This window comes from Kitasatospora sp. NPDC041988, from assembly GCF_055588525.1.
The window spans coordinates 1-21,134 of sequence record NZ_JBVJCO010000033.1; the positions used below are offsets into that span (position 1 = coordinate 1).

Here is a 21,134-nt window from a genome sequence, read left to right on the forward strand (position 1 = left end):
TGCGGTCGGGCGGTCGTTCGGCTAGCCCGGAGAGGTGGGGGGGGGGGGGGGTCGGCAGGGAGGACACCCTGCGGGGGGGGACCGGCGGGGGCACCCCCGTCCCCGCCTTTCGGTGCGATTATCGGCATGCCCCCGGGCGGACTGTTGCGAAGTTGTCGCAAACGGACGCCGCGGGGGCGGGCCGAGGTGCCGGGGCCGGGGCTCAGGCCTCGACGGTGGCCACGTCCAGCTTGGCGAGCCGGGAGACCAGCGCCGTCACCTGGCGGGCGATGTCCGGCGCGTTGAGGCCGATCTCGGCGAGGATCTCGGCCCGGGAGGCGTGGTCCAGGAACTCCTGCGGGATGCCGAAGTCACGCAGCGGGACGTCCACCTCGGCGTCGCGCAGCGCCTGCGCGATCGCGGCGCCGACGCCGCCGACCCGGCCGTTGTCCTCGATCGTGACGACCGCCCGGTGCTCGGCGGCCAGACCCGGCAGGGCCGCGTCCACCGGCTTGACCCAGCGCGGGTCCACCACGGTGGCGGTGATGCCCTGGGCGGCCAGCAGGTCGGCCACCTCCAGGCTGGTGGGGGCCATCGCGCCGACCGAGACGATCAGCACGTCGGCGCGGCGGCCGTCGGCCGGCCCGGAGCCCTCCGGGGCCTCGCGCAGCACGTCCATGCCGCCGACCCGGCCCACCGCGGCGACGGCCGGGCCGACCGTGCCCTTGGAGTAGCGGACCACCGTCGGGGCGTCCTCGACCTCGACGGCCTCACGCAGCTGGGCACGGACCTGGTCGGCGTCGCGGGGCGCGGCCAGCCGCAGGCCGGGGACGACCTGGAGGATCGACATGTCCCACATGCCGTTGTGCGAGGCGCCGTCGGTGCCGGTGACACCGGCCCGGTCCAGCACGAAGGTGACGCCCAGCTTGTGCAGGGCGACGTCCATCAGGACCTGGTCGAAGGCGCGGTTGAGGAAGGTCGCGTAGACCGCGAAGACCGGGTGCAGGCCGTTGGTGGCCAGGCCGGCCGCGCTGGTGACGGCGTGCTGCTCGGCGATGCCGACGTCGAAGATCCGGTCCGGGAAGGCCTTCGCGAACGGGGCCAGGCCCACCGGGTGGAGCATCGCGGCGGTGATGGCGACGATGTCCTCGCGCTCGTGGCCGAGCGCGACCATCTCCTCGCCGAAGACCGAGGTCCAGTCCTTGCCCGAGCTCTTGACCGGCAGACCGGTGTCCGGGTGGATCACGCCGACCGCGTGGAAGCGGTCCTCGTCGTTGTTCTCGGCGGCGTGGTAGCCGCGGCCCTTCTCGGTGAGGCAGTGCACGATCACCGGGCCGCCGAAGCCGCGCGCCTTGGTGAGCGCCGACTCCAGGGCGGTGAGGTCGTGGCCGTCGATCGGGCCGATGTACTTGAGGCCGAGGTCCTCGAACATGCCCTGCGGGGCGATGAAGTCCTTCAGGCCCTTCTTGGCGCCGTGCAGCGTGTCGAACAGCTGCTGGCCGACCACCGGGGTGCGCTGCAGGGCGTCCTTGCCCCAGGAGAGGAAGCGCTCGTAGCCCTGGGTGGTGCGCAGCGTCGCGAGGTGGTTGGCGAGGCCGCCGATGGTCGGCGAGTAGGAGCGCTCGTTGTCGTTGACGACGATGACGACCGGCAGGTCCTTGGCGTCGGCGAGGTTGTTGAGCGCCTCCCAGGCCATGCCGCCGGTGAGCGCGCCGTCGCCGATGACGGCGACGACCGGGTCCGTCTTGCCCTGGACCTTGTTGGCCTTGGCCAGGCCGTCGGCGTAGGAGATGACGGTGGAGGCGTGCGAGTTCTCGATCACGTCGTGCTCGGACTCGGCGCGGGACGGGTAGCCGGACAGGCCGCCGCTCATCTTCAGCCGGGAGAAGTCCTGGCGGCCGGTGAGCAGCTTGTGGACGTAGCTCTGGTGGCCGGTGTCGAAGAGGATGCGGTCGCGCGGCGAGTCGAAGACCCGGTGCAGCGCGACGGTCAGCTCCACGACGCCGAGGTTCGGGCCGAGGTGGCCGCCCGTCTTGGAGACCTCCGTCACCAGGAAGGTCCGGATCTCCTGGGCCAGGGTGGCCAGCTGTCCGGGCGTGAGCCGGTCGAGATCGCGCGGTCCCCGAATGCGGGTCAGCAGGGCCACCCGTTCCTCCTCGTTCAAAGTCGCGGACCGCGGGCGGTCCGACGGGCGTCGCTGCCCGGTGTGCCGGCGCGGTCCGACGAACTCGGTCGGTGCCGACCGGTCGAGTCTAATGTCCGCCTACCGGACGCCGAGCGGGGTGCCCGCCACCACGGGCCCGCAACGGCCGCCCGGGGCGCGCCGACCGCCACGGAGGGTCCCGTGGCGGGCACTCACGGTCGGGCGACGGACGCCTGTACGGATCTGCCGAGCGTCCCGGAGTCGTCCATCTCACTCATCACCAGCGCCAGCGCACCCAGCACCTCGGCCCGGCCGCCCAGGGTGCCCGGGACCACCGACAGCTGCCGGGCCGCGCTCGGGATGGCGTAGCGGGCCACCGAATCCCGGATCGGGGCCAGCACCAGCTCGCCGGCGTCGGCGAGGTCGCCGCCGAGGATCACCCGGCGGGGATTGAGCAGGTTGCAGAGGGTGGCGACGCCGGTACCGATCTGCCGGCCCGCGTCGGCGATCACCCGCCGGCAGCCCAGATCGCCCTGGTGCGCCAGCTCGACCACCCGGGGCAGCGAGAGGTCCGGGCCGAGGGTGGTGGAGAGCAGGCCCAGCAGGTAGCGGGAGCCGACGAAGGTCTCCAGACAGCCGCGGTTGCCGCAGCGGCAGACCGGGCCGGCCTCGTCCAGGGTGATGTGCCCGATCTCACCGGCGGTGCCGCCCGGGCCGCGGTAGATCTGGCCGTTGACCACCAGGCCGGCGCCGACACCGCTGGCCACCTTGATGTAGGCGAGGTCGCTCAGGCCGCGGCCCGCGCCCCAGACCAGCTCGCCGAGCGCGCCCAGGTTGGCGTCGTTGTCCACGTGCACCGGCATGCCCAGGCGCTCGGCCAGCTCGCGGCCGGGGGCGATGCCCGTCCAGCCCGGCAGGATCGCGGTGGAGCCGAGCGCGCCGGTCTCCACGTCGATCGGGCCGGGGACCCCGAGCCCCACCCCGATCACCTTGTCCGGGCGGAAGCCCGCCTCGGCCAGGAGCCGCTCCACCAGCGCCTCGGCGCGGTCGAAGCCCTGGGCGGCGGAGACGTCCACGTCGATCGGGGCGCTCTCCTCCGCGAGCACCCGGTGCGCGAGGTTGCCGACGGCGACCCGGAGGTGGGTGTGACCGAAGTCGATGCCCACCACGATGCCGGCGTCGCCGCTGAGCGAGACGCTGCGGGCGCGGCGGCCGCCGGAGGAGGTGTCGGCGACCACGACGGTGCCGCTCTCCTTGAGCTCCCGGACGATGTTGGACACGGTGGCCGCGGAGAGCCCCGTGCCGCGGGCGATCTCGGCCTGGGTCAGCGAGCCGGCCATCCGTACCGCCCGGAGCACGCGCTCCAGGTTCGCCCGGTGCAGTGAGGACTGCGAGCCCGGTGTGTCCGTCGACATGATCCACCCTCCCAAGGGCGAGGGAACCCCTCCGCCGGGCGCTCCCTTCAACTCCTGAAGCGTAGGCCCTGAAGGGGGTCGAGGGTGCGGCGACGGGCGACGCGGATGGAACGGCGGGTGACGGCGAGGCGGCGCAAGGGCGTCCGGGGAGCACGGCCGACGGCGGCACGAGGGTGCGGCAACGGGCGACGCGGATGGAACGGCGGGTGACGGCGAGGCGGCGCAAGGGCGTCCGGGGGGCACGGCCGACGGCGGCACGAGGGTGCGGCGACGGGCGACGCGGAGGCGTCACCGGCGCCGCGAGAGGCGGGTGGAGGGGCACGCGTGGAGAGGAGGTGAGGTGAGGGGGTGGCGGAGTGTCCGTGCCGGTGAGGTGGGGGCTTCGACACGCCGGGGCGAGGGGCGGGCGTGGCCGCTGGGAAGGCCGGGCAGCTCAGGGGCGCGGCGCGCGGGGTTCGGGGCTCCTGAGGTCGGGCCAAAACGGGCCACCCGTACGATGGTGCCCAATCTCACCCGTCCCACCGGCCTCGGACGTGACCCGGCCGGGGGACGCTTCCAGACATGACGGGGCATCAGATGGCAGGGGATCACCCTACGCCGGGGGCAGGCGACACGACCGGCAGCGGTCCGCAGGACAACCGGGGCGTCTCGCTCGGGCGCACGCCCGGCGGCGCGCCCGACCCGGCCGCCATGGCGGACCAGATGACACAGCTCGACGGGGCACCGGTCCCCGGGCAGGGCGGACCGGCCGCGCCCGGCACGCCGCCGGGGCAGCCCCCGGCCCAGCCGCCGGCGCCGGGCAGTGACTACGCCTACGCGCCCACCGCCGCCGCCTTCCCCGCGCAGGGCACGCCGCCGCCCCCGCCCGGCGCGCCGGTCGGCCCGTACGACCCGGCCCCTGCCCAGCCCCCGTTCGCCGCCCCCAACAGCGGCCAGCAGTACGGCTACACCGCCCCGCCGACCGACGGCGGCGGGACCGGCTACGGCTTCCCGCAGCAGCAGGCCGGGTACACCTACCCGGGTGCGCCGGTGCCGCCGGCGCCCAAGCAGCGGAACCCGGTGATGCTCTGGGGCGGCATCATCGGCGGTGTGCTGGCGATCGCCATCGTCGCCGGCCTGATCGTGCTGTTCCAGGGCAACCCCGACGACCCCTCATCCTCCGCGGGCGGCAGCAGCAGCACCGGCGGTACCGCCGGCGGCAACACCACCGACCCCACCACGAGCAGCTCGGGCGGACCGGGCCCCGTCAAGGCCGGCGCCTACAACCTCGCCTGGGCCGCCGCCAAGCCGGCCAACGCGACCAGCGGCTCGCAGATGCTCGGCATCTGGGGCGCCGACAAGACCATCGTGCGCGCCGACAGCTACGGCATCCGCGGCCTCAACTCGGCCGACGGCAAGGAGCTGTGGACGATCGCCCCGCCGGCCGGCAGCAAGGAGTTCTGCGCCGCCTCGTACGGGGTGAACTCCAAGCACATCGCCGCGATCGCGCTCAACACCGGTGACAGCGACTGCTCCACCGTCGGCGCGGTCGACGTCAGCACCGGCAAGCTGCTCTGGACGGCCAAGGTCAGCCAGGACCGGATGTCCTCGCCCACCCTGAGCGTCACCGAGAAGGTCATCGGCATCGGCGGCAACATGGTCGGCGCGGTGAACATCAGTGACGGCTCGCCGGCCTGGCAGTTCCAGCCGCGTGAGAAGGACTGCAGCGTCTACGGCAAGGCGGCCGGCAGCCAGATCGCGGTCAGCGACCGCTGCTACGGCCTCAACACCACCACCAAGTCCCAGCTGGTGCTGGTCGACACGGACACCGGCAAGACCACCAGCAGCGCGCCGATCCCGCTGAGCGGCAGCATCGAGCGGGTCGACAAGGTCGTCTCGGACCAGCCGCTGGTGCTGCTGGTCACCAGCGGCCCGAACGGCGACTACATCCTGCCGTTCGACAAGAGCAACAAGCCGATGAACCCGATGTCGGTCAAGGAGGCCGGCGCCGACAGCCTGCGGCTCTCCGGCCAGGCCGACGCGTTCACCCAGAGCGTGGTGAGCGGGACCACGCTGTACGTCCAGACCAACCCGAGCAAGCCGGCCATCAACGCCTACGACCTGACCACCGGCAAGCGGCTCTGGTCGTCCACCGGCAGTGCCAGCGACGGCATCCGGCTGGTCTCGGGCATCGACAAGGACGGCAAGGTCCGCGCCGTGCTGGACATGGGCTACAACAAGGACTCCAAGCTGGTGACGCTCTCGCCGACCGACGGCTCGGTGAGCGAGCTCGGCAACCTCACCCAGAACAAGGCCGCCGACAGCCTCTACGCCAGCTCCACCGAGTACGTGGTGCAGTCCGACGGCTCGCTGTTCGGCTTCTCCCGCAGCTCCGGCTCGGACAGCCCGGTGATCAAGTACGTCAAGAAGTGACGCGCCGGCCCTGAGGGGCCGACCACCCGTCGGCAGGACCGGGCGGGGCGGGAGTGGGCCGGTCGGCCCGCGCCTGCCCCGCCCGGCGGCTTTTCCCCCGGGTATTTCCCCCGGCGCCGACGACCGGACATGGGAGGATGCGAAGCATCAAGCCTGACGAAGGAGTCCTGCGAGTGCCCGGCACCAACCTGACGCGTGAGGAGGCCCGCACCCGGGCCGACCTCCTGCACGTGGACGCGTACGACATCGAGCTCGACCTCGGCTCGGCCCGCGAGGGAGGCACCTTCCGGTCCACCACGGTGGTCCGGTTCACCGCCCGTACCCCCGGCGCGGCCACCTTCATCGACCTGGTCGCCCCGAGCGTCGAGGAGATCACGCTCAACGGCGAGCGGCTCGACAACGCCAACTTCGCCGACAGCCGGATCGCGCTGCCGAACCTGGCCGCCGACAACGAGCTGCGGGTCGTCGCCAACTGCGCCTACACCAACACCGGCGAGGGTCTGCACCGGTTCGTCGACCCGGTCGACGGCGAGACGTACCTGTACACCCAGTTCGAGGTGCCGGACGCCCGCCGGGTCTTCGCCGCCTTCGAACAGCCCGACCTCAAGGCCGCGTTCACCTTCACCGTGACCGCCCCCACCGGCTGGGTCGTCGTCTCCAACTCCCCCACCCCGACGCCGGAGGGCGAAGGGGACACCCGGGTCTGGAAGTTCGAGCCGACCGGCCGGATCTCCAGCTACATCACCGCGCTCGTCGCCGGCCCGTACGTCGGTGTCTTCGACGCCTACGAGAACGGCGACCAGAAGGTGCCGCTGGGCGTCTACTGCCGCCCCTCGCTGCGCGAGTTCCTGGACCCGGAGGCGATCTTCGCGGTCACCAAGCAGGGTTTCGACTACTTCCAGGAGAAGTTCGACTACCCGTACCCCTTCGCCAAGTACGACCAGCTGTTCGTCCCGGAGTTCAACGCCGGCGCGATGGAGAACGCGGGCGCCGTCACCCTGCGCGACCAGTACGTGTTCCGCTCCAAGGTGACCGACGCCGCGTACGAGTCGCGGGCCGCGACCATCCTGCACGAGCTCGCCCACATGTGGTTCGGCGACCTCGTCACCATGGAGTGGTGGAACGACCTCTGGCTGAACGAGTCGTTCGCCACCTTCGCCGAGGCCGTCTGCCAGGCCGAGGCGCCCAACTCGCAGTGGCCGCACTCCTGGACCACCTTCGCCAACCAGATGAAGACCTGGGCGTACCGGCAGGACCAACTGCCGTCCACCCACCCGATCATGGCCGAGATCAACGACCTGGAGGACGTCCAGGTCAACTTCGACGGCATCACCTACGCCAAGGGCGCCTCGGTGCTCAAGCAGCTGGTGGCGTACGTCGGCCAGGACGCCTTCTTCCAGGGCGTGCGGGCCTACTTCAAGCAGCACGCCTGGGGCAACACCCGTCTGAGCGACCTGCTCGGCGCCCTGGAGAAGGCCAGCGGACGCGACCTCAAGGCCTGGTCCAAGGCCTGGCTGGAGACGGCCGGCATCAACGTGCTGCGCCCCGCGCTCACCCTCAACACCGACGGCGAGATCGAGTCCTTCGCCGTCCTGCAGGAGGCCCCCGCGCTGCCGGCCGGCGCCAAGGGCGAGGCGGTGCTCCGCCCGCACCGGATCGCCATCGGCCTGTACGAGCTGACCGACGGCACGCTGGTCCGCACCGACCGGATCGAGCTGGACGTCGACGGCCCGCGCACCGACGTCCCGCAGCTGGTCGGCCGGCACCGCCCGGCCGTCATCCTGCTCAACGACGACGACCTCTCGTACGCCAAGGTCCGTCTGGACGAGGACTCGCTGGCGGTCGTCACCGAGCACCTCGGCGGCTTCACCGACTCGCTGCCGCGCGCCCTCTGCTGGGCCTCCGCCTGGGACATGACCCGCGACGGCGAGCTCGCCGCCCGCGACTACCTGGCGCTCGCCGTCTCCGGCCTCGGCCGGGAGTCCGACATCGGCGTCGTCCAGTCGGTGCACCGCCAGGTCAAGCTCGCCCTCGACGCCTACGCCGACCCGGCCTGGCGCGAGCAGGGCCTGGCCCGCTGGGCCGAGGCCGCCGAGGCACAGCTGCGCGCCGCCGAGCCCGGCAGCGACCACCAGCTGGCCTGGGCCCGCGCGCTGGCCTCGGTCGCCCGCACCGACGGTCAGCTCGGCCTGATCGCCGGCCTGCTGGACGGCTCGGTCGAGCTGAAGGGCCTGGCCGTCGACACCGAGCTGCGCTGGACGCTGCTCGGCCGGCTCTCCGCCACCGGCCGCGCCGACGAGGCCGCCGTCGCGGCCGAGCTGGAGCGCGACAACACCGCGGCCGGCCAGGAGCACGCCGCCACCTGCCGCGCCGCCCGGCCGACCGCCGAGGCCAAGGCGGAGGCCTGGGCCTCCGTGGTGGAGTCGGACAAGCTCACCAACTACGTCCAGGAGGCCGTGATCGCCGGCTTCCAGCAGGCCGACCAGCGTGAGCTGCTGGCGCCGTTCACCGCGAAGTACTTCGCGGCGGTCAAGGGCATCTGGGAGACCCGCAGCCACGAGATCTCGCAGCAGATCATCGTCGGCCTGTACCCGGCGGTCCAGGTCGAGCAGGCCACGCTGGACGCCACCGACGCCTGGCTGGCCTCGGCCGAGCCGGCGCCGGCGCTGCGGCGGCAGGTCATCGAGGCGCGGGCCGGGATCGAGCGCGCGCTGAAGGCCCAGGTGGCCGACCGCGCGGCGGGCGCCCGGGAGCTGGGGCACTGACGTCCGGCCGGGGCCCGCGGGATCTCCCGCGGCCCCCGGCGGACGCAGTCTCCGCGGGCCCCTGACGGCCTGTGCGGGCCTGTTGGGCTCTCCGGGCCTCTGCGGCCTTCTGCGGGAAACGCCCGAGGGGGCGCCGGACGTGGTGTCCGGCGCCCCCTCGGGCGTTGTTCAGGGCTGGTGTGTGGAAGCCCTCGGCTACTTCTTCTTGCCCTTGTCGCCGTACGGCAGCGCGGCCAGGGCCGCGATGATCACGAACGACGCGATCGGGATGAAAACGTACAGGCCGAGGGTCTGGGCGACGGTCAGACCGCTACCCGGGTCGTCGCCGTCGTCCCGGCTGTAGGCCATGGCGGGCGACGACAGCAGCATCATCAGCGTGACCGTTGCGGTGACCGCGCCGGCTCGCAAAGCGTTCCTCTTGTCCACGTTGCCCAACTTACCCGCCGCTTACGTCGCCGCGCTCGGCGGGGTCGGCCTTTCGGGCTCCGCCGCCAGCACCTCGGCGAGGGCGGCGGCGGCCGGATTCGCGGCGATCGCGTCCAGCGTCACCGGGTCCCCGGCGCCATCGGCGACCGGCAGCCGCCAGTTCGGGTACTGGTCCCACGTACCGGGCAGGTTCTGCGGGCGCGGATCGCCCACCAGGTCCGGCAGCCAGACGCCCACCAGCTCGGCCGGGGTGGCCCTCAGGAACCGGTACAGCGCCTGCGCGCAGAGCGGCTCGCCCTCGGCCAACAGGCCCAGCCGGGCCAGCTCGGCCCGCCAGTCGGCCAGCTCGGCCGCCGCCTCCGCCTGCTCCTCTCCGAGCGTCCGGGCCAGCAGACCGAGCCGGTGCCGCAACTCGACGTGCTCGCCGGAGATCCGGGCCGCCGTACTCGGCAGGTCATGGGTGGTCAGCGTGGCCAGACTGCCCGGCCGCCACCGCTCCGGCGCGAGGATCTCGCCCTTGGCCTGCCAGTCCCGCTCGAACCAGAGCACGGACGTACCGAGGATGCCGCGCGCCGCCAGCTCCTCCCGGACACCCGGCTCCACCGTGCCCAGGTCCTCGCCGATCACCGCCGTCCCCGCCCGGTGCGCCTCCAGGGCCAGCACTCCGAGCATCGCCTCCGCGTCGTAGCGGACGTACGCGCCCTCGGTCGGCGTGTGGCCGTCCGGCACCCACCAGAGCCGGAACAGGCCCATCACGTGGTCGATCCTGATCGCCCCCGCGTGCCGGGCGGCGGACCGCAGCAGCTCCGCGTACGGCGCGTAGCCGGCCGCGGCGAGCGCGTCCGGGCGCCAGGGCGGCAGGCCCCAGTCCTGGCCGTGGGCGTTGAAGGCGTCCGGCGGGGCGCCGACCGAGATGCCGGTGGCGAGGACGTCCTGGAGCGCCCAGGCGTCGGCGCCGTCCGGGTGCGCGCCGACCGCGAGGTCGTGGATCAGGCCGACCGGCATGCCGGCCGTGCGGGCCGCCTGCTGGGTGTGGGCGAGCTGCTGGTCCAGCTGCCAGGCGAGCCAGCGGTGGAACTCGACCGCCTCCCCGTGCTCCTCGGCGGCGAAGGTGACATGCGGGCTCCCCGGGTGGCGCAGCCCCTTCGGCCAGGCGTGCCAGTCGGCCCCGTGCGCCTCGGCGAGGGCGTTCCAGAGGGCGTACCGCTCCAGCCACTCGCCCTCCCGCCTCTGATAGGCGTCGTACGCGGCCTGGCGGCCCGCGCCGCGCGGCACCTCGTGCAGCAGCTCCAGGGCGCGGCGCTTGAGCGCCCAGACCGCGTCCCGGTCGATCAGGCCGTCGTGGCCCAGCACCTCGGCACGCAGCCGCGCGGCACGGCGGCCCAGCTCCTCGGCCTCGGCGCGCTGCTCGCCCGTCAGGTACGCGTACTCGGGCACCGCTTCGACCCGCAGGTGGACGGGGTCGGCGAAGCGGCGGGAGGAGGGGCGGTAGGGCGACGGGTCGGAGGGTGTCGCGGGGAGGGCGGCGTGGAGCGGGTTGATCTGCACGAACCCGGCGCCGAGGCCCGCTCCGGCCCACTGGGCCAGCTCGGCCAGATCACCGAGGTCGCCCATGCCCCAGGAGCGGTCGGAGAGGACGGAGTACAGCTGCGCCAGGAAGCCCCAGCTGCGGCCGGGCAGCCGCGGCAGCCGCTCGGGCGCGACGATCAGGTGGGCGCGCTGCTCCTGGCTGTCGGTCACCGCCCTGAGCATGTGGCGCCCCAGCGGCAGATCCGCCGGCAGCCAGTGCGAGTGCCCGCGCGGCAGCTCCCAGACCCCGCCGTCCTCCAGCTCGACACTCAGCCGCACCTCGGCGGGTACGTCCAGCGCCGTCCGCCGCCCCTGCCGCACGACGACGGTCGGCGGCAGCAACCGCGCCCGCTGCCCGGCCCGGTGACGCTCCAGCGCCTCCCGCACCGCCTCCGGCGTCCCCGCCTCCACCCCCAACGCACCCAGCACCGCCACCAGCGTCCGTGCCCCCGGCTGATACGCCAGGTCCACCCCGTACGCCTGTGCCAACGCCACCAGCTCGGCCGGAGGGGCGGGCGCGTCCTGCGCCGGCACCTCCAGGCCGTCGGCTCCGTCACGGTCGAGATAAGCGGCCACTCACGGCTCCTGCGATGTCTCGGGAAAGCCCGGTCAGAACAGCCACAGTCCTACCCGCGTAACGGCCCGGTGACCCCGCGCGACACACGGTGAACGAGCGGCCGGGCGCGCGGCCGGCGGAGGGGGCTGCGGAGCGGGCCCGGTGGTGGCCGGGTGGCCGCCGCGTGAACGGGGTGTGGCGGTCCCAGTCGGCAATAAAACGGACAAACTAGTCATAGCCGTCGGCGGCGTTGACACCGGCTGGGCCAACTGGTGGGCTTTGGCGCGATGTGGTCGTTGCCTGGCGAGGAGGCTCCTGTGCAAGCCCGAGTGTCCGTCGCTGCAGGGCGGCGGTTGCGGCAGCAGTTGGAGCAGAGCCCCGCGCTGCGCGACGTGTTGTACCACCCGGCCGCGATCGCGGCGCGTCAGCTGACGGCGCGGACGTGCCGTCAGCTGGCCCCCAGGACCGCCGACCGGCTGATCGCCGACCTCAAGGGGACGCAGCCGCTGCTCGCCTCGGTGCGGGCGGAGCGGGCGCTGGCCGAGCGGCCGGGGGCGCCCAGCCGCAGGACGCTGCAGATCGCGGCGACCCTGTCGGCGGCCGCGGTGGTCGGCGGGCTGATGGTGAGCGGGCCGGTGGCGTACGCGTACAGCCCGGGACCGGACGTGGTGAGCACGGCGGCGCAGACGCCGCTGGGGAGCGTGAGCAACCCGCAGGTGTTCCCGCGGCCGCAGGAGCAGAGCGTGGCCGGGAAGCCGGTCACGGTGCCGGCCGCCGTCACGTTGGTGCCCGCGCCGAAGGCCGACCTCGGGGCGGTGGACGCCGTCCACGAGGTGCTGAACGTGGCCGGGGCTACGGCGGTGACTCCGCAGGAGGACGCCGGAACGCCGGCGGCCGGGTCGCTGGTGGTGTACGTCGGCGGGCCCGCCGAGGGCGCCGGCGGCGAGGTGGACCGGGTGCTGCGGGAGCTGGCCGCGGCCGCGGGCGGCAAGGACGGTGCCGCGCCGTCCACCGCCGGGATGCCGGCCGGCGGGTACGTGCTGTCGGCGGGCCAGCTGCCGGCGCAGGGCGGCGGGACGTATGGCGCGGTGGTGCTGGCCGGGACGGACGCGGCGGGCACGTTCTACGCGGCGCAGTCGCTGCGCCAGCTGCTGGCCGCGGTACCGGCCGGACAGGGGCAGGCGCCGGGCGCGGCGGGCCTGGGGCTGCCGGGGATCACGCTGCGCGACTGGTCGTCGGGCGCGCAGGTGCGCGGCACGGCGGAGGCGTTCTACGGCACGCCGTGGAGCCAGCAGCAGCGGCTGGACCAGCTGGACTTCCTCGGCCGGTCGAAGCAGAACTTCTACCTGTACGCGCCGGGCGACGACCCGTACCGGCTCTCCCGCTGGCGGGACGGCTACCCGCAGGCGCGGGCCGAGGAGCTGAAGGCGCTCGCCGCCCGGGCCCGGAAGAACCACGTCGCGCTCGGGTACGCGATCGACCCGGGGCAGTCGCTCTGCTTCAGCTCGGCCAAGGACGCGGACGCGCTGGTCGAGAAGCTGGACGGGCTGCGCAAGCTCGGCTTCACCGCGTTCCAGCTGCAGTTCCTGGACGTCTCCTACGATGAGTGGCACTGCAGCGAGGACCGGTCCAAGTACGGCACCGGGCCGGCCGCCGCCGCCAAGGCGCAGGCCGAGCTGGTCGCCAAGGTGCAGGACCGGCTGATCGCCAGGAACCCGGGGCTGGCCCCGCTCTCCGTGGTGCCGACCGAGTACCACCAGCAGGGCGCCACGCCCTACCGCAAGGCCCTGGCAGCGGCACTGCCGGCGGGCGTGCAGGTGGCGTGGAGCGGGGTCGGCGTGATCCCGGAGAAGATCACGGGCGCTCAGACCGCCGACACCGGCAGCCTGTACGGGCACCCGCTGGTCACCATGGACAACTACCCGGTCAACGACGCCGACCCGGACCGGCTCTTCCTCGGCGCCTACACCGGGCGGGACGCGGAGGTCGCCACCAGGTCGGCCGTCATGCTGACCGGCGCGATGCAGCAGCCGGTCGCCTCCCGGATCGCGCTGTCCACCGCCGGCGACTTCGCCTGGAACCCGGCCGCCTACAAGCCGGAGGAGTCCTGGCAGGCCGCAGTGCGGTCGATGGCCGGCCCGACCGGCGCGGCGACCACCCCCGCCGGGGCGGCACTGTCGGCCGTCACGGCGCTGGCCGGCAACAGCTCGTCCTCGCCGCTGTCCAAGCAGGAGTCCGGCTACCTCGCCCCCCTGCTGGAGCGGTTCTGGGCGACCGCCGAGCCGACCGCCGGGGCCGCGCCGGACCTCGCCAAGCTGATAGAGGCGGCAGCCCCGCTGCGGGACTCCTTCGCCGCGATGGCCGGCGCGCAGCAGACCCTGACCGCGACCCCGGCCACCGCGCCGCTGGCCGCCGAGGCCGGCCCCTGGCTGGCCCCGCTGCGCGACTACGGCCTGGCCGGCCAGGCCGCGCTGGACATGCTGCTGGCGCAGCGCGGCGGCGACGGCGCGGCCGCCTGGAAGGCCCGGGTGGAGCTGAACAAGCTGCGCGAGCAGCTGGGCCAGAGCCCGGCGACGGTCGGTGCGGGCGTGCTCGGCCCGTTCCTGGAGCGCGCCATCCGGGCCGCCGACAACTGGGCCGGCGTGGTCGGCGGCGGGATCACCGCGACCAGCACGCTCGGCACCGCGCACGACCACCTGCCGGCGCTGATGGCCGACGGCGTGGCCGACACCTTCTACTGGAGCTCGGCGCCGCCGCAGCCGGGCGACTCGGTCGGCCTGGACCTCGGCGGCGGCCGCCCGGTCGGCAGCGTCACCGTGCTGATGGGCTCGTGGGGCAGCGGCCCGGACGGCGGGACCGCCGTGGACGACTACATCCGCGACGGCGTGCTGGAGTACACCACCGGCGAGGGCGGCTGGAAGCAGCTGGCGCAGGTGAAGAACCAGAAGAGCGTCACCGCCCAGCTGCCCGCCGGGACGGTCGTCCGCGGGGTGCGGCTGCGCGCCACCGCCGCGCAGAAGACCGCCGTGGCGGTGCGCGAGTTCACCGTGACCGCGCCCGACGAGGCCCCGGCCAGCGTCACCGGCGGTCCGGCCGCGCTGCCCGGCGCCTCGGCCACCGCCGTGCTGGACGGCAACCCCGACACCGCCTACCGGGCGGCCACCGCGCCGACCGCCGCGGACGAACCGCTCACCGTCGAACTGGGCGCGGCCCGGCCGCTGGACCGGCTGACCATCCTCACCGACCCGAACGTGCGGGCCTCCGCCACCGTCGCGCTGCGCCGCGCGGACGGCACCTGGGTCGAGATCGGCACCGTCCAGCCCGGCTACAACGAGCTGCCGGCCGGCGGCCAGAGCGCCGACGCGTTCCGGCTGGCCTGGAAGCCGGGCGGGGAGCCACCGGTGGTCAACCAGGTGATCCCCTGGTACGCGGACGTCCCGGCGGCCCGGCTCAGCCTGGCCGACGCGGCGCTGGACGTGGTGACCGGCGCGACCTCGCCGGTGCAGGCCCGGGCGATGATCGAGGCGGGCCGCCCGGAGGGGGTGACCGGCGAGCTGCGCACCGAGGTGCCGGCCGTCGCCAAGGGCCTGACCGTGGCCCCGGTGTCCGGGGTGAACGTGCCGCGCGGCGGCCGGGTGGGCGTTCCGCTGCTGGTCAGCGCCGCTCCGGAGACGCCGTCCGGGACGTACCAGGTACCGGTGCTGTTCGTGGCCGGGTCGACCACCGTCCGGCAGGTGCTCCAGGTGCACGTGGTGCCGCCGACCGGCGGTCCTGACCTGGCCACCACCGCGAAGGGGAGCTCCTCGGCCGACGAGACGCCGAACTTCCCCGCCTCGGCGGTGGCCGACGGCGACCCGAAGACCCGCTGGTCCTCTCCGGCGAAGGACGACGCCTGGGTCCAGCTGGAGCTGCCGCGGGCCGCCCACCTGGGCTCGGCGGTGCTGCACTGGCAGGCGGCGTACGCCTCCGCGTACAAGATCCAGACCTCGGCGGACGGGGTCGGCTGGACCACCGTGGCGACGGTGGAGGACGGCAAGGGCGGAAACGAGACGGTGCGCTTCGACGCGCCGGGGGCGAAGTTCGTACGGGTGCAGGGCGTGGCCCGGGCCACCAAGTACGGCTACTCGCTCTGGGGCGTCGAGCTGTACGCCGTCGCCCCGGCAGCCCCGGCGACCCCGGCGACCCCGCCGGCCGGGCAGCCCGCCCCGCCGGTCACCCCGCCCGCGCCGCCCGCCACCGCCCCGGCCACCCCGCCGGCCACCCCGGGTACGACGCCGCCGAAGCCGTAGGAGGCCTACGGGGGCGGCCCCGCCCCGAGCGCCCCGGAGGCGAGCGGGCGAGCCCCGCCCCGAGCCGAAGGGGCGCGCCGGTGCCGAAAGAGAGAAGCGAGGACGCCGTGAGGGACGAGCGGCGTTGGAGCGCCGACCGTCGGCACCGGGCCGAGCACCCCGGAGGCGAGCGGGCGAGTAGCAGACGGCGGGCCGCCGCGCTCCCCGGTGCGGGGTGCGCGGCGGCCCATGAGGCGTACCGAAGGTTATGACGGGCAAGCCCTTGTGGAGCGGAGTCAGGCGGAGAGCGGTTCGGGCTGCTCACCGCGGCGGACGGGGGCGGGATGGGCGGCGTGCGCCCGGCCGAGCGGCACCGTGTGCCCGGCCTCGGTATGGTCGTGGTGCTCGTACTCGCCCCACTGCGGGGCGCGCAGTTGGTCACCGCCGCCGTACGGCTCCAGGTAGGGCCGCCAGCGCGGGTCCCTGATCCCGGTGCCGATGATGCGCCAGGCCAGGCCGCTCGGCGGGGCCGGCGGGCGCTTCATCCGCCAGCCGAGCTCGGTCAGGTGGCGGTCGGCCTTGGTGTGGTTGCAGCGGCGGCAGGCTGCCACCACGTTGTCCCACCGGTGCTGGCCGCCGCGGCTGCGCGGGATGACGTGGTCGACGCTGGTGGCGGCGGCCCCGCAGTAGACGCAACGGCCGTGGTCACGGGCGAACAGCGCCCGGCGGGTGAGCGGGACGGGCCCGCAGAACGGGACCCGGACGAAGCGGGTCAGGCGGACGACGGACGGCGCCGGAAGGGCGCTGGTGGCGCTGTGCAGAGTGACTCCCGAATCCTCCAGGCTGACCGCCTTGTGGTTGAGGACCAGGATGAGTGCGCGGCGCATCGATACGACGCCGAGTGGCTCGTAGGACGCGTTGAGGACCAGGACATGCGGCACGGATGCCTCCTTGGACGCCTGCGGCGCGTGGCTCGCGCCGGGACGAGCGGTTGGACCACGCAACGGGTGCGTGATCTCCCCCAGTGTCGCCTTACGCCTTTGTACGGCGCCACCACTCCTGTGTAACGGACCCGGCATGAACTCCGGATGTGGTTTCTGTCATACCCGGTATGCCCTGGCGTCGGACGGGTTGCACCCGGGTGCCCTTCCGGGGGACGGCTCGACCGGTCGGAGCAGCCTGGGCGGCGGGCCGCTCGGCGCCGGTCGGGGGGGCGGTTCGGGGGCGCGCCGGTTCGTTGACGGGGCGTCCGGGCGGTTTCCGCACGCCCGGCGGCGGCTCCTCCCCGCCGGCCAGGGGGCGCCGCGGCGTGTCCGGCGGGTGCTTCGACGGCCGATAGGCTAGGGCGGACGGTCCGCAGGCCAGGGGCACGCTTCCGCGGCGGCGGGCTGTGCCACGCACCCTGCAGGAAGGTCCCGCACGTGTTCAGGTCCGGTGCCGCCGGCCTCCTCGCCGACGCGTCCACGACGCTCACGTCCACGACGACACTCTCGGCCACGTCGGGCTCGGCCACGCCTCCGAGCCCTTCCCCGAGCCCGACAGCCCCCGGACTGCCACAGCTCGACCTCAGAATCCCGACCAGCGCGCAGGAGGTCAGCGACACCACCAAGCAGGCGGCCGGCTGGTTCGACTCGCACTGGCAGGAGTGGCTGGCCGGCGGGGTGCGGATCGTCTTCATCGTCGTGCTGGCGCTGGTGCTGCGGGCCGTGGTGCGCAAGCTGATCACCCAGCTGATAGCGCGGATGACCAGGCCGCACGAGAGCGAGGACGAGCCCGGCCGGCTCGGCGGGCTGCTCGCCAACACCGGGGTGGTCAACCCCGAGCGGCGCCAGCAGCGCTCGGAGGCGATCGGCTCGGTGCTGCGCAGCGTCGCGTCGTTCACCATCCTGGGCACGGCGGCGCTGATGGTGCTCGCGGCGCTCGGGGTGAACCTGGCCCCGTTGCTGGCGAGCGCCGGTGTGGCCGGTGTGGCGATCGGTTTCGGCGCCCGCAACCTGGTCACCGACTTCCTCTCCGGGGTCTTCATGATCATGGAGGACCAGTACGGCGTGGGCGACGAGATCGACACCGGGGTGGCCACCGGCACGGTGCTGGAGGTCGGCCTGCGGGTGACCAAGCTGCGCGGGGCCAACGGCGAGATCTGGTACATCCGCAACGGCGAGGTGAAGCGGATCGCCAACATGAGCCAGGGCTGGTCGACCGCCTCGGTGGACGTCCAGATCGGCTACAAGGAAGACCTGGTCCGGGTCGAGGCGCTGATCCAGGAGACGGCGGAGACGCTCGCCAAGGAGACGCCGTTCGACGAGCTGATGTGGGCGCCGGTGTCGATCCTCGGCGTGGAGTCGGTCGCGGCGGACTCGGTGGTGCTGCGGGTCGAGGCCCGGACGGCGCCGGGCAAGTCGCTGACGGTGGCGCGGGCGCTTCGGCAGCGGCTGAAGGCCGCGTTCGACCTGGCCGGGATCAAGGTCAAGGAGGAGGTCGTGCCGGCAGCCGGCGCCGCGGGCGCGGCCACCGGGACGGCCGCGGCCGCGGTGGTCCTGACGACGGCTCCGGCGGTCACCGACGCCGCCCCGCCGTCCGCGCTGGCCGATCCGGCCTCGCCGCGCTACCTGGCGACGGCGCCGATACCGGCACCGGTCAAGCCGGCCGACGACGCCGGGGTCAAATCGCCCTGACGGCAGGGGAAGCAACCCTAAACGGATGAAAGCCCCGTCTCCCGGACAACCGGGAGGCGGGGCTTCGTTCCGCCCGGTAACGAGTCGGCATCCACCGCCGTGACGACCATTGACACCCTCCTGACGAGGACCGTACGGTCCTGTCTCAAGCGACTGGAAAGTTTCCTAACAGTTCGCTCCGGGCCCGCCCGGCGGTCGCCTGCGCCCCACCCGGCGACTGCCGCCACCTGCAGGAAGAGGAGGATCTTCGCGTGACCAAGACGACCGCCAAGGCCCCCCTCGCCGGCACCCCCAGCCTGCTGCGGGCCATCAACGACCGCGCCGCCCTCGAACTGCTGCTGGAGAACGGCCCGCTCTCCCGCACCCAGATCGGCACCCTGACCGGGCTCTCCAAGCCCACCGCGTCCCAGCTGCTGGCCCGCCTGGAGGCGGCCGGGCTGGTCCTGCCGGTCGGCACCACCGCAGGCGGCCCGGGCCCCAACGCGCAGCTCTACCAGGTGAATCCGGCGGCCGGCTACGTCGCCGGACTGGACGTCACCAACAGCCACGTCCGGGTCGCCGTCGCCGACATCACCGGCACCACGCTGGCCGAGCACGTCGTCCCGAGCAAGGGCTGGCCGGCCGCCGAAACCGTCTCCCGGGTCGCCGCCGCGGTCGCCGAGACCGTCCGCACCGCCGGGCTCGCCGAAGACAGCCTGCACACCGTGGCGATCGGCGTCGGCGGCGCGCCCGACCCGGTCACCGGCAAGCTCCGCTACGCCTCCCACCTGCCCGGCTGGCACTCGCCGCGGCTGGTGCAGGAGCTCTCGGAGGCGGTCGGCGCCCCGGTGTCGATCGAGAACGACGTGAACCTCGCCGCCGTCGCCGAGCAGGCCTCCGGCGCCGCGCACGGGTTCGAGGACTTCGTCCTGCTCTGGGCCGGCGAGGGCACCGGCGCCGCGATCGTGATCGCCGGCCGGCTGCACCGCGGCTTCACCGGCGGCGCCGGGGAGGTCGGCTACATGCCGGTACCCGGCTCGCCGGTCGTACGGGACGTGCGCCGCCGCAACTCCGGCGGGTTCCAGGAGCTGGTCGGCGCACCCGCCGTCCGCGCCCTGGCCCGGGAGTACGGGCTCGGCGCGCCCACCGCGGAGGAGTCGCTCGCGAAGGCCCTGGAGACCCCGGGCGCCGGCGACGAGTTCCTCACCGCGCTGGCCGGCCGGCTCGCCGTCGGGCTGGCCGTCATCGTCGCCGTCGTCGACCCCCAGCTCGTGGTGGTCTCCGGCGGCGTGCCGAGTGCGGGCGGCGAACGGCTGCGCGCGCTCGTCGAGGAGGAGCTGGCCAAGATCTCGATCGCCCGGCCGGAAGTCCGCAGCAGTGCCCTGCCCGGTTCGCCCGTCCTGACCGGCGCGCTGCAACGCGCGCTGGCCGCCGCCCGCGAGGCGGTCTTCTCCACCCACTGACGCTCCCAGCGCACCACCCGCCGTACTGCACCTGAAACCTCTCCCCCAACCCCCGAACGCGGGACCAGAGGCAATGACGCCTGCCCGCGCACCCCCAGGAGGACCTCGAAGTGCACTCCACCACCCCCCGCAGAGGCCGCCGCACACTCGCCGCCGTCACCGGCAGCGCCGTCCTGGCCCTGCTCGCCACCGCCTGCACCGGCACCAACGACGCCGGCGGCAACGACGACTCGGCGAGCGGCAAGGACGTCACCATCACCTTCTGGCACGGCTGGAGCCAGGACTCCGAGGTGAAGGCGATCAACGACAACATCGCCGCCTTCGAGAAGGCCCACCCGAACATCCACGTCAAGGCCGTCGGCAACATCGCCGACGACAAGGTCAACCAGGCCCTGCGGGCCGGCGGCGCCGACGCCCCGGACGTGGTCTCCTCCTTCACCACCAACAACGTCGGCATGTTCTGCTCGACCAAGGCCTTCGCCGACCTCAAGCCCTTCCTGGAGAAGGACAAGATCGACGCCGCGAAGACCTTCCCGGCCGCGATGCTCAACTACACGCAGTACCAGGGCAACCAGTGCTCCCTGCCGCTGCTCGGCGACGCGTTCGGCCTGTACTACAACAAGGCCGCCTTCGCCAAGGCCGGCATCACCGCCCCGCCGAAGACCTTCAGCGAGTTCGCCGACGCCGCCGCCAGGCTGACCATCGCCGACGGCGACGGCTACAAGCAGCTCGGCTTCATGCCGCTCTACCACGGCTACGAGTCCACCACCGAGCACTTCCTCGGCCAGTACGGCCCCACCTACTTCGACGGCTCCGGCAAGTCGAGCCTCGCCACCGACCCCAAGGTCGCCTCCCTGCTGACCTGGCAGAAGGGCCTGGTCGACAAGCTCGGCGGCTACGACAAGCTGGACAAGTACCGCTCCACCTTCGGCGAGGAGTTCAGCGCCAAGAACCCCTTCCACACCGGCCAGGTCGCGATGGCCATCGACGGCGAGTGGCGCACCGCCTCGCTCGCCGAGAACAAGCCCGACTTCGAGTGGGCCACCGCGCCGTTCCCGGTGCCGGACGACCAGGCCGCCACCTGGGGCCGCGGCTACCAGACCGGCACCATCGTCGGCATCGCCAGCAGCAGCAAGAAGCAGGCCGCCGCCTGGGAGCTGGTCAAGTACCTGACCACCGACACCGACGCGGTGGTCAGCTTCGCCAACGCGATCCACAACGTGCCGAGCACCTTCGAGGCGCTCAGCTCGCCGAAGCTGATCAGCGACGCGAACTTCAAGACCTTCCTGGACATCGCCAAGAACGCGGACTCCGGCACCACCCCCGCGAGCGTCAACGGCGGCGCCTACATCATCTCGCTGCAGAACCTCGGCTACGCCTACGAGTCCGGCCAGCAGAAGGATCTCGCGGGCGGCCTCGCGGCCACCGCCAAGGAGATCGACGCCGCCATCGCCCAGGCCAAGTAGCCAGGGCCCCACGGAGCT

General features: G+C 73.7%; 11 protein-coding genes. 6 read left to right on the forward strand and 5 right to left on the reverse strand.

The genetic code is table 11. From position 1 onward, the window contains the following. Positions 1–202: 202 nt before the first annotated feature. A complete protein-coding gene (gene dxs, locus ACZ6NC_RS28425) occupies positions 203–2,125 on the reverse strand; it encodes a 1-deoxy-D-xylulose-5-phosphate synthase (protein WP_465736607.1) in 1,923 nt (640 codons plus the stop codon). Between the two features lie 209 nt (positions 2,126–2,334). Further along, on the reverse strand, positions 2,335–3,537 hold the full coding sequence (locus ACZ6NC_RS28430) for an ROK family transcriptional regulator (protein ID WP_465736608.1): 1,203 nt from the start codon (positions 3,535–3,537) through the stop codon (positions 2,335–2,337). A 576-nt stretch (positions 3,538–4,113) separates the two neighbouring features. On the opposite strand from ACZ6NC_RS28430, the gene ACZ6NC_RS28435 reads away from it, so the two are divergent. Continuing rightward, on the forward strand, positions 4,114–5,949 hold the full coding sequence (locus tag ACZ6NC_RS28435; protein ID WP_465736609.1) for an outer membrane protein assembly factor BamB family protein: 1,836 nt from the start codon (positions 4,114–4,116) through the stop codon (positions 5,947–5,949). A 173-nt stretch (positions 5,950–6,122) separates the two neighbouring features. Then, the gene (gene pepN / locus ACZ6NC_RS28440; RefSeq protein ID WP_465736610.1) at positions 6,123–8,714 is read left to right on the forward strand and encodes an aminopeptidase N; all 2,592 of its coding nucleotides are present in this window, start codon (positions 6,123–6,125) and stop codon (positions 8,712–8,714) included. A gap of 195 nt (positions 8,715–8,909) precedes the next feature. On the opposite strand, the gene ACZ6NC_RS28445 is transcribed toward pepN, so the two are convergent. Together ACZ6NC_RS28445 and malQ are read right to left on the reverse strand one after the other, a co-directional pair. Beyond that, on the reverse strand, positions 8,910–9,140 hold the full coding sequence (locus ACZ6NC_RS28445) for a hypothetical protein (protein WP_465736611.1): 231 nt from the start codon (positions 9,138–9,140) through the stop codon (positions 8,910–8,912). Positions 9,141–9,161: 21 nt separating this feature from the next. Beyond that, a complete protein-coding gene (malQ, locus tag ACZ6NC_RS28450) occupies positions 9,162–11,285 on the reverse strand; it encodes a 4-alpha-glucanotransferase (protein ID WP_465736612.1) in 2,124 nt (707 codons plus the stop codon). Positions 11,286–11,594: 309 nt separating this feature from the next. Between malQ and ACZ6NC_RS28455 the strand changes: the two genes are divergently transcribed. Then, positions 11,595–15,554: a beta-N-acetylglucosaminidase domain-containing protein gene (locus tag ACZ6NC_RS28455; protein ID WP_465736613.1), complete on the forward strand. Its 3,960-nt coding sequence runs from the start codon at positions 11,595–11,597 to the stop codon at positions 15,552–15,554. Between the two features lie 275 nt (positions 15,555–15,829). On the opposite strand, the gene ACZ6NC_RS28460 is transcribed toward ACZ6NC_RS28455, so the two are convergent. Next, positions 15,830–16,474, reverse strand: a complete 645-nt coding sequence (locus ACZ6NC_RS28460) for an HNH endonuclease (protein ID WP_465736614.1) — start codon at positions 16,472–16,474, stop codon at positions 15,830–15,832. A 480-nt stretch (positions 16,475–16,954) separates the two neighbouring features. Here ACZ6NC_RS28460 and ACZ6NC_RS28465 point away from each other — a divergent pair, with 480 nt between their 5' ends. The 3 genes from ACZ6NC_RS28465 (at position 16,955) to ACZ6NC_RS28475 (ending at position 21,116) form a co-directional block, all read left to right on the forward strand. Next, positions 16,955–18,208, forward strand: a complete 1,254-nt coding sequence (locus ACZ6NC_RS28465) for a mechanosensitive ion channel family protein (RefSeq protein WP_465736615.1) — start codon at positions 16,955–16,957, stop codon at positions 18,206–18,208. A 251-nt stretch (positions 18,209–18,459) separates the two neighbouring features. Then, on the forward strand, positions 18,460–19,650 hold the full coding sequence (locus ACZ6NC_RS28470; protein ID WP_465736616.1) for an ROK family transcriptional regulator: 1,191 nt from the start codon (positions 18,460–18,462) through the stop codon (positions 19,648–19,650). Between the two features lie 110 nt (positions 19,651–19,760). Next, positions 19,761–21,116 (forward strand): ABC transporter substrate-binding protein, encoded by a 1,356-nt coding sequence (locus tag ACZ6NC_RS28475; RefSeq protein WP_465736617.1) that lies wholly within the window; start codon positions 19,761–19,763, stop codon positions 21,114–21,116. The last annotated feature ends 18 nt before the right edge of the window (positions 21,117–21,134 follow it).